At 59.9% G+C, this 14,283-nt stretch carries 14 protein-coding genes, 1 tRNA gene and 1 pseudogene; 8 read left to right on the top strand and 8 right to left on the bottom strand.

What is annotated here, in order from left to right:
• Positions 1-11 precede the first annotated feature (11 nt).
• From JN531_RS14470 to JN531_RS14460, 3 genes are all read right to left on the bottom strand, one after another.
• The gene (locus JN531_RS14470; protein WP_228349566.1) at positions 12-590 is read right to left on the bottom strand and encodes a DUF1788 domain-containing protein; all 579 of its coding nucleotides are present in this window, start codon (positions 588-590) and stop codon (positions 12-14) included.
• Positions 587-1,165, bottom strand: coding sequence for a DUF1819 family protein (locus JN531_RS14465; RefSeq protein WP_228349565.1), 579 nt, complete (start codon positions 1,163-1,165; stop codon positions 587-589). Before JN531_RS14465 ends, JN531_RS14470 begins: the two co-directional genes overlap by 4 nt.
• Positions 1,166-1,306: 141 nt before the next feature.
• Positions 1,307-1,537, bottom strand: coding sequence for a helix-turn-helix domain-containing protein (locus JN531_RS14460; RefSeq protein ID WP_228349564.1), 231 nt, complete (start codon positions 1,535-1,537; stop codon positions 1,307-1,309).
• Between the two features lie 164 nt (positions 1,538-1,701).
• On the opposite strand from JN531_RS14460, the gene JN531_RS14455 reads away from it, so the two are divergent.
• The 4 genes from JN531_RS14455 to JN531_RS14440 all read left to right on the top strand — a co-directional run bounded on the left by JN531_RS14455 (position 1,702) and on the right by JN531_RS14440 (position 6,041).
• The gene (locus tag JN531_RS14455) at positions 1,702-2,730 is read left to right on the top strand and encodes an HD domain-containing protein (RefSeq protein WP_228349563.1); all 1,029 of its coding nucleotides are present in this window, start codon (positions 1,702-1,704) and stop codon (positions 2,728-2,730) included.
• Positions 2,731-2,877: 147 nt separating this feature from the next.
• Positions 2,878-3,588, top strand: a complete 711-nt coding sequence (locus JN531_RS14450; RefSeq protein WP_228349562.1) for a hypothetical protein — start codon at positions 2,878-2,880, stop codon at positions 3,586-3,588.
• Positions 3,585-3,896, top strand: coding sequence for a hypothetical protein (locus JN531_RS14445; RefSeq protein ID WP_228349561.1), 312 nt, complete (start codon positions 3,585-3,587; stop codon positions 3,894-3,896). The genes JN531_RS14450 and JN531_RS14445 overlap by 4 nt, the downstream gene beginning before the upstream one ends.
• Before the next feature lie 1,170 nt (positions 3,897-5,066).
• On the top strand, positions 5,067-6,041 hold the full coding sequence (locus JN531_RS14440) for an IS5 family transposase (protein ID WP_228349980.1): 975 nt from the start codon (positions 5,067-5,069) through the stop codon (positions 6,039-6,041).
• Positions 6,042-6,339: 298 nt separating this feature from the next.
• Here the strand turns inward: JN531_RS14440 and JN531_RS14435 are convergent, their stop codons facing one another.
• On the bottom strand, positions 6,340-7,275 hold the full coding sequence (locus JN531_RS14435) for an MBL fold metallo-hydrolase (RefSeq protein WP_228349560.1): 936 nt from the start codon (positions 7,273-7,275) through the stop codon (positions 6,340-6,342).
• Positions 7,276-7,438: 163 nt separating this feature from the next.
• Here JN531_RS14435 and JN531_RS14430 point away from each other — a divergent pair, with 163 nt between their 5' ends.
• The 4 genes and pseudogenes from JN531_RS14430 to JN531_RS14415 all read left to right on the top strand — a co-directional run.
• Positions 7,439-8,413, top strand: a complete 975-nt coding sequence (locus JN531_RS14430; protein ID WP_228349980.1) for an IS5 family transposase — start codon at positions 7,439-7,441, stop codon at positions 8,411-8,413.
• 431 nt (positions 8,414-8,844) lie between these two features.
• A complete protein-coding gene (istA, locus tag JN531_RS14425) occupies positions 8,845-10,386 on the top strand; it encodes an IS21 family transposase (protein ID WP_436233297.1) in 1,542 nt (513 codons plus the stop codon).
• Positions 10,373-11,161, top strand: a complete 789-nt coding sequence (gene istB / locus JN531_RS14420; protein WP_228349559.1) for an IS21-like element helper ATPase IstB — start codon at positions 10,373-10,375, stop codon at positions 11,159-11,161. The genes istA and istB overlap by 14 nt, the downstream gene beginning before the upstream one ends.
• 647 nt (positions 11,162-11,808) lie before the next feature.
• Positions 11,809-11,984: pseudogene (locus tag JN531_RS14415) on the top strand (transposase); the annotation flags it as partial.
• Positions 11,985-12,163: 179 nt separating this feature from the next.
• Here JN531_RS14415 and JN531_RS14410 read toward each other — a convergent pair.
• The 4 genes from JN531_RS14410 to pgsA form a co-directional block, all read right to left on the bottom strand.
• On the bottom strand, positions 12,164-13,063 hold the full coding sequence (locus JN531_RS14410; protein WP_228349558.1) for a hypothetical protein: 900 nt from the start codon (positions 13,061-13,063) through the stop codon (positions 12,164-12,166).
• A 30-nt stretch (positions 13,064-13,093) separates the two neighbouring features.
• Complete coding sequence (locus tag JN531_RS14405; RefSeq protein WP_228349557.1) at positions 13,094-13,522, bottom strand: hypothetical protein; 429 nt, start codon at positions 13,520-13,522, stop codon at positions 13,094-13,096.
• Positions 13,523-13,581: 59 nt separating this feature from the next.
• Positions 13,582-13,666: transfer RNA gene (locus JN531_RS14400), tRNA-Leu, on the bottom strand.
• A 29-nt stretch (positions 13,667-13,695) separates the two neighbouring features.
• Positions 13,696-14,253 carry a CDP-diacylglycerol--glycerol-3-phosphate 3-phosphatidyltransferase gene (gene pgsA / locus JN531_RS14395; protein ID WP_228349556.1) on the bottom strand — a complete coding sequence of 186 codons (558 nt, stop codon included), beginning with the start codon at positions 14,251-14,253 and terminating at the stop codon, positions 13,696-13,698.
• Positions 14,254-14,283 lie beyond the last annotated feature (30 nt).

The following is a 14,283-nucleotide window of genomic DNA, read 5'->3' as shown; positions in this document are numbered from 1 at the left end:
TGAGTTGGGTCTCAGCTCACGAGTCTGAAGGCACGGTAGTAGGGCTTCTCGCCCAGCAGCCCAAAGAGCTGAAGGGACTGGCCGTCGTAACGTCCGGGATAGAACAGCACCAAAGGCAGGCTGCCCAGCCTGGGTTGCAGGCTGTTGAGCAGGGTGTGGGTGCGCACCAGCGGATACGCGCTGCCGACGCCAGTCATCAGCAATACATCGCAGGGATCGGCTTGCAGGTCCGCCATGACCTCAGCGGCGACCTTGTCGGCTTCCAACGGCGCCCGAATGGCTTTAAGCAGGGCTTGATCGCCCTTGCTCTTTTGCATGGCCACCGACTTCTCGTAAAGGCCACGCGCTTCCAGCATGCGGATAAGGACTTCGAACAGGTTGATGACCTTGATGCGCACGCCGGGACGACGCTTGGGCGCAGTTTCGAGCAGAAACTGAATGTGGTCGCGAACCTTGGGCTCGAACTCCGGGGGATAGTCGAAGGCGTAAAAAGGCACCTCATTGCCCAGACCGCGCCCGGAGAGAAAGTCATCAGCGGTGATGCGTTCAAGGACGGCATTGAGCCGATCTTCCAGCTTGGCGAGGCTCATGCCTGGATGCACTCCATCACGAAGTCCTCTTGATGTTCATTGAGGTATGCAAGGACGCGCGGCTCGGTTTGCCGCTTGCGAAGAACGAGATGCCGCGTGCTCTCGATGAATCCCGCTTCTTGGAGTATGCGCATCGCGTTTTGCCTCAGCTTCACGCGGGTGGATTCGTTGAAGCTGGGCATCTCGGAATGGGTGCGCTGCATGTCATCTAGGTAGTCATCCCACGCACTGGCCGGGAGCTCAGTGAGATAGCGGCGGTGGCAGTCCCGAACAACCGTGCTCAAAAATTGCCCGAAGAGGGGCGAGAACTTGATGGTGGCCGCAAGTGCGCCGTCAGTGGCCTCTGGAGATGTGCCGTCTCGGACGAGTTGCCACAGCGGCGCATTCATCGTCATTAACCTCGAACGAGCCAAGCTGGCGTAGGTGATCGCACTGTTTCGGGTCTTCTTCTGGAGCACGTTGTCGATCTCAATACGCTGCCGCCACTCATCCGTCGAGATACCCGCCAACAAGAGATCCGCCACACAGCGGGTCTCGGGGACGATGAGGGAGCACTTGGTGAAGTTTGCCTTCAAGGCCACAGTCGGAATAGCCCGATATGTCGAAGGCACTTGGCAAAACAAGGCGTAGGTTTCTTGGCGAGCATTCTGAAATCGGTTGTTGAGGGATCAGCCTAGTAGGTTGCTGTCTCATTTGGTGAGACAGCAGAAGGATGGCTAAGCGTTATCGTCGCCCTTCCCTTTTTCATCGGTCTCGAACCTGATGATGCCCTCGACGTTGCAGCCGAAATACACGCAGAGCCTGTTCAAAGTCTCCAAATCGAGGCGTCTGGTTCGGTCGTAGTACAGCTTGGTGAGCATTGTCCGATCAATGCCCGTCTCACGGGCAAGGTCGGTGATCTTGATCTTCTTCTCAGCAAGCCTAATCGCCAGCGCGCTTTTGATCATTCCGACGCCATCCATTGGTGAATTTTTTAAAGGATAGCTGAACCCCCTTGCGGGCCGATCCATTTCGCCTTATTGTGATGCGTAACACATCATAACGATGCGTTATATTTCATTCACTGCCAACTCAAGTGACTCGTTTTCGTCACAAGGACTTTTGATAAATCATGCAGAAACATAGTGTTATCGCAGTCGAACAATCCATCCGCGAAGATCTAGCCTTCGTCGACGGTCAATTCCGGATTTTGGCCGTCGATGCGCGCCCAAATAGTGATCTGGTCAACCTCCGCGTCGGCACGCTCTATGGCGAACATCGGGCGGTGGCCGACGTGCCCCCCGCTCTCCGCGATCAGCTTCAAGTTGGCACGGTGGTTTGCTGCACAGGCTGGCCCGAAGTGTTCGACAAGCACGAAGCGCTGTACCTGGAAATCACTGACCTGCTCCCGCCGGAGCAATGCACCTTGCACCACTGCCCTGTGGCCGGACTGCCGGTTGTCGGTGCTGAGGCGGTGAGAAAAATCGCTGAGCTCATCGACACGGAGATTCGCAATCCAGCCGTGGCGCAGGCGGTTCACGGGCTGCTAAGTCAGCCCAAGATCTTTTCTGCATTTTCCTCGAAACCCGCCTCTGTCGTCTCTCATCACGCGGAGCCCGGTGGGCTGGCACAACACAGCCTGGAAGTCGCTCAACTGGTCTGCGCCATACCCGTCCGCTACTACGGCGAGCCAATCAACCGGGACATCGCAATCGTCGCTGCAGTCATCCATGACCTCGGCAAAATCCAGCTCTATCGCTCGGCTGACGAGCCGTACCGGATGCACGATACCTCCCATGAAACCCGCACGATCGGTCTCGTGGGGCCGATGATTGCGTGGCTCGAAGAGCACGAGGACATCAGCGTCGCCGAGATGCTGATGCACCTGCTCTCAATCGACAGCCGGGCCGAACACGCCAGCTGCGTCGCAGCCGCCGCCATCACATTGGCTGATCGCATCAGCGCAACTCGTTCATCGGCTGCCATCGCATTTGCGGACGCCCCGTCGTACTACCGCCATGTCATCCGCGACACGGGCAACGGTCGGACGAAGAAACATATCCGGGCCGTAGAGCGACATCGAACACCGCCTTATGTGAGCAGCACTGCTGCCGCCGCAGACGCGAGTGATGCGACCGGAGAGGAGGGCGCCATGGATTGATCCAAACGTTTGGCAGCCCTCTGGGAGGCGGGGCTGGACGTTATCGGACTTGGCGGTGTAGGGCGCGATCAACCTCAATCACCGCGATCCACTCAGCGGTCAGTCAACAGGCTGACACGTACCCGTAATCCAGCAGAGAAATCAATCATGAACAAACCCACTCACGCGCTGCATCAGCCCAACCCAGCCACCATAGTCGTCGACCACTACCGCATCACGGAAGTTGTCCATCGCTGCGGTGCTAGCGCCATCACCCTGACGGGTTTCGACAACTTCCGGACGGGTCTCACGGTGTGTGTCCACGATGCAAATGACGCCGCCGGAACGCTGCGGATCGGCGACATTTTCAAAGCAAAGCTGGATTTCAGCCAGCACCTCAATCATCACGGCGGTGACTGCACGCTGATCGCTGTGCGCCCCGTTCCGCCGAGGCTGGCGGTGTACTGCATCCCTACTGGCGAACTGATGGAGAGGGGTCGCATCACCGCCCTCAGGATGCATCGCTTCATCAGCGCGATTAGCTCAACTGACCTTGCAGATCTCATCGGCGGTGTGATCGGCCATCCGCAGATCCATCCAGGCTACTTTGCGATGCCTGCAATGAAGTCGAGATCACGCCACGGAATGCCGGGGGGACTAGCCATGCGCGCGGTGGTGGATGCAGAGATGTTGAAAGCGAAATCTGCCGAGCTAAAACAGCCAACGCTACAGGGAGAAATCGCCGCCACGGCTGCGCTTCTCAAACCGGTTCCAATCGTTACCGGAAACAACACTGCCGGTGATCTGCTGACAGGCGCGCTTGTGAATCTGAAAGCGTTGAATGCAGGGCTGTATCAGGCGTTGGTGGCACGGCTATGACGGAGTTGGAGAACCACTGCAGGGCCTGCAAAAAATTCCCGCACGAAGTTGTCGTAATTCGCAGCGATATTAAATGCGGTCGGCAAAAATTCGAGGCGCTCGCTGACATGCTTTCGGCTGCCGAAATGATGCTGCTTGGCGCAGAGGAAAAAATTTATCTGCAGCTCTTGGCTCCTGGCCTCATTGCAAGCATCACCCTTGATGATGGTGTCGCCGTAACACTGCGGATAAATTCTGACGAGCTTGTATCGGATGCGGCGGAGGAAGAGGTGAGAAATTTCTTAAGCGCAGGAATGTTGATATTTTGACGCCCCGTCAGCACAGAACGCGGCGCAGTCCTTCGAGCATTCTGTTTGAGATTTGAATGTTCGAAGGGCTCGCGGGCGATGCGCGTTCGAACCGGCGAAACGTCCGACTGGAACCTCGTCAACGTGTAGTCTCAGGAGATCGCGGCTGCGGGAGCCCCTCCCCCACTTTTTTTCTCATTTAGACTGATTCTATTCCTAGTCCGGGGTAACCCCCCCATTTCGTTTGACTCAGCCTTTTGAAATGGTGCGGATTCCGCAGTCGGTGTCGGCTCGGCAGTGCCAGAACATGATGATCTCGCGAGGGGCCAAGCTTACCGAAGAATCCGCAAGAAACTGTCCAGCTTTGGCAGCAGGATGATCGGGAATCACGATTGATTTTTTGGCGATCGAAGTAGAGCTTTTGGATCGTCGCGGCCACAGTTTGCGACGTAAATAGGACCGCATGAAGGTCGAGTTCTTTTCTCCGAATTGGAGCAGAGAGGATGCCGCCCCGCTACCAAATGTGTGGGTCTGCCCCCTGCCTCTATGTGCAGATGGAGCACCCACAATGGGCTCCAACTCGCTCCTAGCTGCCTGGGTGCAAGCCCGGTTGACCGGATTCAAATTCGAGGAATAGGATTGAAAAACCTTGCGACGGGGGTGTCTCGATTGAGGTTCGGTTCGGCCTCAGCAGCACGCCAAAAGCCGATCAGATAATCGGCTTTTTTGATTTCTGACGCGTTCGCTTTTTTTAATTTGCGACAGAGGCGTACCGGCCTAGCATGTATGTTCGTCGAGACGATAGTAAGTGCTTTCGGTGGTGGGCAATTCCGCCACATCGTGACCGCATGTAGGGTATTCAATCACCCCAAAACCGTGTGTCAGGCTTGGGCAAGAACCAGTGGCTACACGGGCCTGAATACGCCAACGGAGCTCGCACAAAGCGTCAATATCGCCATTAAGATGAACTAATTTTCGCCATCGCCGCTGGGAACCCACGTCCAGCGGCGCATGTAAGCCGGGCTGCAATGCCCGGCACAGACTCGTTATCTGTACAGCACCTCGAAATAGCCTCAGGCCGGGTCTTTTCGTAATCTTTTAGGGAAACACTGATCAAGTCCCCTCAAACGCTTTTTGCGATTGACTGGACATGAGAAAATATTGCTGACGAATTCCACGGGGATGAGGGTGATGAAGCAGCGCAGCTTTGCTGATGCCGAATATGCCGCCAAGCCACGTCAGACGCGGCAGGATCGGTTTTTATCGAAGATTGATGCCGCAACGCCCTGGCCTGCACTGCTTGCGGTCATCGATCCCTTCTACCCGAAGGCGGGCAATGGTCGACCTCCCCTAGGCTGTGAACGCATGCTGCGGATGTACGTTGCCCAGCAATGTCTTGGTTTCTCCGACGAGGGGATCGAGGATGCGATTTACGACTCTGGCGCAATTCGCCGGTTTGTCGGCATTGATCTGGGACGGGAGTCGTCCCCGGATGCCACCACGGTGCTGAAGTTCCGGCGGCTATTGGAAACCCACGGGCTGACGAAGCTGATCTTCGAGACCATCAAGGGACACCTGGCCGAACAGGGACTGCTGATGCGGGAAGGCACCATTGTCGATGCCACCCTGATTGCTGCTTCGCCTTCGACAAAGAACAAAGCAGGCGAGCGAGATCCTGAGATGCATCAATCGAAGAAGGGCAACCAGTGGCACTTCGGCATGAAGGCCCATATCGGCGTAGATGCCGCCTCGGGACTGGTGCACAGCCTCATTGGCACGGCGGGTAACGTGGCTGACATCACCCAAGCCCATGCCCTGCTGCATGGCGAAGAGCGACACGCCCATGGTGATGCGGGCTATCAGGGTGTGGAGAAGCGGGAAGAGTGCAACCCCGAACACACCGTCGCCTGGCAGATCGCGATGCGACCGGGCAAGCGACGCAAACTCCCTGACACCGAAGGCGGACGGCTGCTTCAGCAAACCGAACAACTGAAATCCAGCCTGCGTGCCAAGGTCGAGCACCCATTTCACATCATCAAGAACCTGTTCAGGCATCGGAAGGCTCGCTATCGGGGCTTGTTCAAGAACACCGCCCAGCTTTACAGCCTGTTCGGGCTGGCCAATCTGCTGATTGCCGCCCGACGAATCCCCGAGCCCAGCAGATGAATTGCGTCTGCAGTAAGCAGAATCAGTGGGCAAATATGCGAAAGAGCCCGAATATCGGGAAGAACCGAGCGATTCTCATGCCAAGCCTGCTGAAAACCGCAAAGTCAGCCGACTCTTGGCTCCCAAGTGCGCAGCGGCGCAAAATTCAGACACTTGATCAGTGTTTCCCTAAGAGTGCGATGCTGGCGCTTTAAAGACGCGACTTATTTAGAAGTACCGCCCGGATACCGTCGACGACTTGGCCCAACGCAAACGCCAGGAAGCCATGCCGCCGGAGCATCGACGGCCTGTTTGATCTCTAGTCCAGCGGCACCCACGCGAAACTGTCGTCGCGGCGTTCGATGCGTCCCAGCCCCGGGAACGGGAAATGTGGCGACTGCATCGTCCAGCCTTCGTCGGCGATGCGGGCCAGCAGCGCTTCGCGGCTGTCCTCGGCCACGGGTGCGTCGCCGTCGAATTGGATCGTCCAGCGCGGACGCTGCACCGAGATGACGTGGTGGTGGGCAGTGTCGCCGATGTAAAGCAGGCGCTGGTCGCCGTCGGCGATGACGTAGGCGCTGTGGCCCGGTGTGTGGCCTTCGACCGGCAGGCTAGCGACGCCGGGCAGGACATTGGCACCGGGCTCGAAGACCTCCACGCGTGGCGCGATCGCTTCGGCCAGCGCTGCCATCCCGGCATCGTCCTGCAAGGCCTGCCATTCCGGTGCGGACAGCCGCACCGTCGCATTGGCGAACGCGAGCTGGCCGTTGCCGTCGAGTAGGCCGCCGACGTGATCGCCATGGGCATGGCTGATGACGATGTCGGTCACGCCTGCCGCATCCACGCCCGCGGCCAACAGCGATTGCGGCAAGCGTCCCGCGTCGGCGAACGCGGCATCGCCCGCACCGGTATCGAACAAGACCACGCGATCGCCAAGGTCCACCAGCAACGACTGCACCGCGAGGTGCAGGGTGTCGGTGGGCTGTCCGGCAGCGGCGAGCAAGGCATCGGTTTCAGCCTTCGGCACACCCTGTGCGACGACCGACCCGTCGTTGGGCACGCGGATGTCACCGTCGCGCAGCACGATCGCGGCGTACTGACCAATGGCGAACCGGTGCACGTCAGGGTGGGCGGCAGGCGCAAAGGCGGCTTCGGTTTCGGCTTGCACGGGTGCCGGCGGCGGCGGGGACTCGGCGCAACCGGTCAGCAGCGCGGCCAGGGCAATGGCAATGAGTGTGGCGTTGTGCAGGGGCATCGGCGTCTCGCGGGGGATGTCTATGATCAGGAATTACGGTGACGCCTTACTATTTACACAATTTAAGCTGTTTAGGAAACACTGATCAAGTCCCCTCAAACGCTTTTTGCGATTGACTGGACATGAGAAAATATTGCTGACGAATTCCACGGGGATGAGGGTGATGAAGCAGCGCAGCTTTGCTGATGCCGAATATGCCGCCAAGCCACGTCAGACGCGGCAGGATCGGTTTTTATCGAAGATTGATGCCGCAACGCCCTGGCCTGCACTGCTTGCGGTCATCGATCCCTTCTACCCGAAGGCGGGCAATGGTCGACCTCCCCTAGGCTGTGAACGCATGCTGCGGATGTACGTTGCCCAGCAATGTCTTGGTTTCTCCGACGAGGGGATCGAGGATGCGATTTACGACTCTGGCGCAATTCGCCGGTTTGTCGGCATTGATCTGGGACGGGAGTCGTCCCCGGATGCCACCACGGTGCTGAAGTTCCGGCGGCTATTGGAAACCCACGGGCTGACGAAGCTGATCTTCGAGACCATCAAGGGACACCTGGCCGAACAGGGACTGCTGATGCGGGAAGGCACCATTGTCGATGCCACCCTGATTGCTGCTTCGCCTTCGACAAAGAACAAAGCAGGCGAGCGAGATCCTGAGATGCATCAATCGAAGAAGGGCAACCAGTGGCACTTCGGCATGAAGGCCCATATCGGCGTAGATGCCGCCTCGGGACTGGTGCACAGCCTCATTGGCACGGCGGGTAACGTGGCTGACATCACCCAAGCCCATGCCCTGCTGCATGGCGAAGAGCGACACGCCCATGGTGATGCGGGCTATCAGGGTGTGGAGAAGCGGGAAGAGTGCAACCCCGAACACACCGTCGCCTGGCAGATCGCGATGCGACCGGGCAAGCGACGCAAACTCCCTGACACCGAAGGCGGACGGCTGCTTCAGCAAACCGAACAACTGAAATCCAGCCTGCGTGCCAAGGTCGAGCACCCATTTCACATCATCAAGAACCTGTTCAGGCATCGGAAGGCTCGCTATCGGGGCTTGTTCAAGAACACCGCCCAGCTTTACAGCCTGTTCGGGCTGGCCAATCTGCTGATTGCCGCCCGACGAATCCCCGAGCCCAGCAGATGAATTGCGTCTGCAGCAAGCAGAATCAGTGGGCAAATATGCGAAAGAGCCCGAATATCGGGAAGAACTGAGCGATTCTCATGCCAAACGTGCTGAAAACCGCAAAGTCAGCCGACTCTTGGCGCCCAAGTGCGGAGCGGCGCAAAATTCAGACACTTGATCAGTGTTTCCTTAGACATACCCGGGAGGAAAAGTACCGTGTTGAAACTGCTTTCTTGCCACCGTTTTGCTGCTGCACGTTGCCAGGCGAGGCAACTACAATCTTCACCTGCGCCGCCAGTTACCCCACTGATGAAGAGGCATGCGCGCGACGAAGCGAAATAAGTGTTGGCGCGGTCTGAAATCTGACCCACTTTGATGGGTAGTACCGACTGAAATCTGACCCACGTTAATCGGTACCTTGCTGAGATTTTGCTCAGCGGGGTGCGCAAGGAGTGATTAGCGTGGAGTTGTTAGCAAAGATCAGGCGTTGGCACTTTCGGGATCAGGTTCCGATCCGGGAAATCGCGCGCCGCACCAGCTTATCGAAGAACACCGTCAAGTCGTACCTGCGCAGCGGCGACGTGACGCCGGAGTATCGGCGCAAGCGCATGCCACACAAGCTCGACCCGTATGCCGAGCAACTGCAGGCGTGGCTCAAGTCCGACCAGGGCAAGCCGCGCAAGCAGCGGCGCACCGCCAAACGCTACTTCGAGCTGCTCAAGGCCCAGGGCTATACCGGCGAGTACTCGCGCGTCACCGACTTCGTGCGTGGCTGGCGCCGCGAGCAGAGCCAGACCCGGCGCGACACCTACGTGCCGCTCGCATTCGCGCCGGGCGAGGCCCTGCAATTCGACTGGAGCACCGAGACCGCCGAGATCGGCGGGATCGTCACCACGCTCAAGGTCGCGCAGATCAAGCTGTGCCACAGCCGCATGGCCTTGCGCGTGGCGTATCCATCGGAAGCGCACGAGATGCTCTTCGATGCGCACTGGCGGGCGTTTGCCTTCTTTGGCGGCATCCCGCGCCGGGCGATCTACGACAACATGAAGACCGCCGTCGACAAGGTCGGCCAGGGCAAGGCGCGCAAGGTCAATCAACGCTTCGGCGCGATGATGAGCCACTACCTGCTGGAGCCCGAATTCTGCAACCGGGCCGCCGGCTGGGAGAAAGGCCGGGTCGAGAAGGCCGTGCAGGACGGCCGGCGCGAGCTGTTTGTGCCGCGTCCTCGCTTCGAGACGCTGGACCAGCTCAATGCCTGGCTCGCCGAGCAGTGCCTGCGTCTGGCCGACGAGATCCGCCATCCGGAAATCCGGGGGCAGTCCGTCGCCGAGGTCTTCGCGCAGGAGCAGGCCCACCTGATGGCCCTGGGCACCGCCTTCGACGCCTTCGTCGAAGAGCCGGTGCGCGTATCGCCGACCTGCCTGGTGTCCTTCGAGCGCAACCGCTACAGCGTGCACGCTGCCTTCGCCAATCGGGCGGTCAGCCTGCGCGCGTATGCCGATCGCATCGAGGTCGTCGGCGACGGCGAGGTGATCGCCCGCCACGGCCGGGTCTTCGGCCGAGGCCAGACGATCTACGACTGGCGGCACTACATCCCGGTGCTGGCCCGAAAGCCCGGTGCCCTGCGTAACGGCGCACCGTTTGCCGATCTGCCCGGGCCGCTGCAGCGGCTGCAGGATCGGCTGCTGCGCCGGCCCGGCGGCGATCGGGAGATGGCCGACATCCTCGGCTGCGTGCCGACCCATGGTCTTGATGATGTGCTGGTCGCGGTCGAGCTGGCGCTGGAGGGCAAGCATCCCAGTCGCGAGCATGTTTTCAATCTGCTGGCCCGCCTCAGGGAGCCCAAGGCACCCGACGGCGTGCAGGCACCGGCCGCACTGACCCTCACGCAGGAGCCCAGGGCCGATGTGGCGCGCTATGACACGCTGCGCGTGCTGCTGCCGATCCTGCCAATGCTGCCCCTGCTTGCGGAGGTGCGTCATGCAGCGCACTGAGATCGTCGCGGGGCTCAAGGCGCTGAAGCTGCACGGCATGGCGGCGGCCTTCGACGAGCTGTCGGCGCACAGCACCCCACCACAGAATCCGGAAGGCCTGATGGCCGAGCTGCTGCGGGCCGAGGGCGCGGAGCGCGAGGTGCGCTCGCTGTCCTACCAGATGAAGGCAGCGCGCTTTCCGGCGTATCGCGATCTGGCCGGCTTCGACTTTGCCCACACTCCGGTGGACGAGGCGCTGATCCGCACCCTGCATCGGGGCGAATTCATCGAGGGGGCGCAGAACGTCGTGCTGGTCGGTGGTCCCGGCACCGGCAAGACGCATCTGGCGACGGCGCTGGGGGTCGAGGCGATCCGCCGGCACAAGAAGCGCGTGCGCTGCTTTTCCACCGTCGAGCTGGTCAATCAGCTTGAGCAGGAGAAGCAGACCGGCAAGGCCGGGCAAACGGCGCACCGGCTGATGTATGCCGATCTGGTCATCCTCGACGAGCTGGGCTATCTGCCGTTTTCGCAGGCTGGCGGCGCTCTGCTGTTTCACCTGATCAGCAAGCTCTACGAGCACACCAGCCTGGTGATCACGACCAACCTGAGTTTCTCAGAGTGGGCCAGCGTCTTCGGCGATCCGAAGATGACCACCGCGCTGCTCGACCGCATGACGCATCACTGCCACATCGTCGAGACCGGCAACGAGTCCTACCGCTTCAAGCAATCATCCACAAACCGAAAGGAGGCTAAAGCCAAGACCAGAAAACCCAGCTTATCCACAGAATCGATCTAAACTGCTGTCCCATATCCGTGGGTCAGTTTTCGATCGGCACCCCGGGTCAGAACTCATTCGGCGCCAACAGAAATAAGAGACTGTAGCCAGTTCGCCAGATAAAACCGACTGCGCCAGCGAGCAGTATTTCCACAATCATGACGCCCTGCTTCGAAGTGCCGAGACGTCGCCGATGGACAGCGACGACGACCTAGCAAGAGGACCACGTGAGGTCGTTCCTCGCACGCCATGTTCAGATTCTGTGACGCGCACAGGCTGAGACAAATCCTTGGATTCGTCGATTCCGGATTCATGTTCTGCTTGCTCACCCTCCATCTTGCCGGAGGGCTGGGCACCGCTGAACGGGCTCGGATTTCGTCTGCGTCAAAACAATGTCCGTGTCCCTCTCGCCCGCCAACGGTAGAAAGCTTGGTTTGACCACTTTCGATTGACCTGAGTAAGCTGGTACCACCTTGCGAGAGGGGTGTTTGCCGGAGGCTTCAATTCGTCTAAGAAGCATCTGCGAAAGCCGATCTGATGGTCGGCTTTTTTGTTGACAAGACCGTCGTCGGTCGTGTCCCGAGACGTGGGGTAGGTTCTGAATGCCACCGGTGGTAACAGGTTTAGGTTTGGGTTTCGACGACCAACCTGAATACAAGGAACTACCGATGACCGATGAGATATGAACCTGCGGGCGCTTTTGGAAAAGAGCCCAGACGCCGATCTGCTTCGCGAGATGATTGGCTTTGCCAGCCAGCGGCTGATGGAGCTGGAAGTTAGCGCCCTGACCGGCGCAGCCTATGGCGGGAAGAACGCCGAGCGTCTGGCCCAGCGCAACGGCCACCCGAAAGTCCGGGGCAAGGGTTCAGTTGTCAGCCAATGAAATCTGCAGGTGGGGTCATTAGTGGGGTCATATTTTTCAATTCATTTATATTTTTAATTTTATCATTGACTTAGGTAATGATTGTAATCCGACCCCAGCCTCCAACGGAGAAACGCTCGCTACCGCGCAATGCGGTGGTGTCAGACCGCGATTCGCTGCAGGGGCACGACCTTGTCGCGCGCCGAGTCAACCAAGGTCAGCGGCTGGAGCATGGCGGACGTTTCGACGGCGTCGCCGTCGGCATCGGTGTCGACCGGTGCCTCTTCCCGCGCCAGAGTCTTGACGTTGATCAACGGGCTGCGATCCGCTGCCAGCGCGACCATCACCGGACGCTGCCGAGGGCGCTGCGAACGGAACACATTGAGCATTTGTGCGTCGGCACGCCGTAGAACGCGGCCTTCGGGGCTGGTCAGTACCGTCATCAAGGGGATGGCGCCAGCATTGGCCAGTTCGTCAGTCTTGAGCAGGTGCCATTCGAGTACCGGCGAGCGCCCCCCCATCTCGGTGATGGGACGAATCAGCCGCCATCCCAGGGCCTCCATCAACGGAAAGTCCATCACCGGCATCAGCTCGCCGTGACTTGCTGCGCGTGACAGCAGGGCCCATTCGTAGGCGTTTTCCAATCGCCAGTCGTTGAACCGCACGGTGGCCATTCCGACGGCCTGGGGAACCATCTGATCCATTGCAGCCAGGGCATCGGGATCCCGGAGAATGAAGAACACCGGAAACTGCCGGATCGAACAGTGATCGAAACAGAAGACGTTGAGGGTCTCGTGGGTCAGGTTGATGCGACGTTCGGATTGCAGGGGCCGCAGCACCACCTTGCGCAATTCGTACTCCCGGGTCGCGCCAACGCCACGGGTGACCGTCTCGATCTCCGCAAGGTCCGCCACCACCAGATCGGGGCCCAGGTCGTGGCCATAGCCATGGAGGACGAACATCGACGTGAAGGCCGCTGCCGGCTGGTGATGAAGCAGGCCGGCAACCGTTTCGTAGTCAGTGGCGCGGCGCAGCAGCGGTTCGGTCGAGGTCTGGGTCACAATGTCAGCGGGTTCCGGGACCGCCCTCCGTTACGTCTGGGGTGTGTCGTGGCTCCCGTCCTCGGTTCCGGCGCCCTGCGCGGATGGATTCGATGACGGCTCGACATCATTGTCCCCCTTTGGCCGTCGCCTGGGGGTTCCTTCGTCGGCCGGGAAGCGCCATTCATTCAGGTCAAAGCCGCCACCCTTCATCGCCTTGTGAAGCTGATCGAGCGACTTCTGCGAACCTTTCAGGGTCGTAAAGGTGGTGCCCGAGCGGGTCACCATGGTGGTTATCCGTTCCAGCAGTACTGCCCGATCGCGCGCGGCATTGATTCCACCGCGCCGGGAAGCCGCCCACTTTTCGGCACTGCGCCATTCATCGGCCGGCATGGCCGCAGCCCCCTGCCCGTCCACCACCCAGGTTGCCACGCCACCGCTGACGGTAACGCGACCGCGTTGCAGTGCCTGTTCCAGCAAGGTGGGCTCTCGCGCCATGCCGACGATATTCCCGATCAGGCCGCCGACAGCGGCAGGGGTGGTGCCCGCGCCCGGACTCGAACCGGGATGGTGTGAACCGGGGGATTTTAAGTCCCCTGCGTCTACCTGTTTCGCCACGCGGGCGGACAGCCGGCAGTGTACCGACTTGGCGGCTAGGGCTCCCGCATCATCGGCCAGGCCGCTCGCAGATACAGGCACATGCTCCACAAGGTCAGCACGGCTGCGACGAACAACAGCCCGTATCCCATCAGGTACCACGGCAGACCGAACGTGGATTGCTCCCAGAGCATCATGCCAATGGCCGTCATCTGGAAGCCGGTCTTCCACTTGCCGATCCAGCTGACCGCGACGCTGGCGCGCTTGCCGAGGTCCGCCATCCACTCGCGCAAGGCCGAGATGGTGATCTCGCGGCCGATGATGATGCAGACCAGCAGGGCGAGAATGCCATCCGGCCGATCCTTCAGCAGCAAGACCAGGCTGGTCGCCACCAGCAGCTTGTCGGCCACGGGGTCAAGGAAAGCTCCGAAACGCGAAGTCTGATCCCAGCGCCGGGCGAGGTAGCCATCAAGCCAGTCCGTGATGCAGGCCGCGATGTAGATCACCGTTGCCACTTGCCGCGCATACGGGATCGGGACATAGAACAGTGCCAGCACGACCGGAATGGCGGCCACGCGGAGCAGGGTCAGCAACAGCGGGAGCGTCATGGTCATCGACGGAGTGTAGAGCGTGTGGCGGCCGAA

Origin of the sequence: Flagellatimonas centrodinii, assembly GCF_016918765.2 — a bacterium.
GTDB classification, from domain to species: Bacteria; Pseudomonadota; Gammaproteobacteria; order Nevskiales; family Nevskiaceae; genus Polycyclovorans; species Polycyclovorans centrodinii.
This window is presented reverse-complemented; position numbering and strand designations above follow the sequence as displayed.

Coding starts and splice junctions, on each gene's coding strand:
- JN531_RS14470 (WP_228349566.1), bottom strand. CDS start 590: ATGAGCCTCGCCAAGCTGGAAGATCGGCTCAATGCCGTCCTTGAACGC.
- JN531_RS14460 (WP_228349564.1), bottom strand. CDS start 1,537: ATGATCAAAAGCGCGCTGGCGATTAGGCTTGCTGAGAAGAAGATCAAG.
- JN531_RS14455 (WP_228349563.1), top strand. CDS start 1,702: ATGCAGAAACATAGTGTTATCGCAGTCGAACAATCCATCCGCGAAGAT.
- JN531_RS14450 (WP_228349562.1), top strand. CDS start 2,878: ATGAACAAACCCACTCACGCGCTGCATCAGCCCAACCCAGCCACCATA.
- JN531_RS14445 (WP_228349561.1), top strand. CDS start 3,585: ATGACGGAGTTGGAGAACCACTGCAGGGCCTGCAAAAAATTCCCGCAC.
- JN531_RS14440 (WP_228349980.1), top strand. CDS start 5,067: ATGAAGCAGCGCAGCTTTGCTGATGCCGAATATGCCGCCAAGCCACGT.
- JN531_RS14435 (WP_228349560.1), bottom strand. CDS start 7,275: ATGCCCCTGCACAACGCCACACTCATTGCCATTGCCCTGGCCGCGCTG.
- JN531_RS14430 (WP_228349980.1), top strand. CDS start 7,439: ATGAAGCAGCGCAGCTTTGCTGATGCCGAATATGCCGCCAAGCCACGT.
- istB (WP_228349559.1), top strand. CDS start 10,373: ATGCAGCGCACTGAGATCGTCGCGGGGCTCAAGGCGCTGAAGCTGCAC.
- pgsA (WP_228349556.1), bottom strand. CDS start 14,253: ATGACCATGACGCTCCCGCTGTTGCTGACCCTGCTCCGCGTGGCCGCC.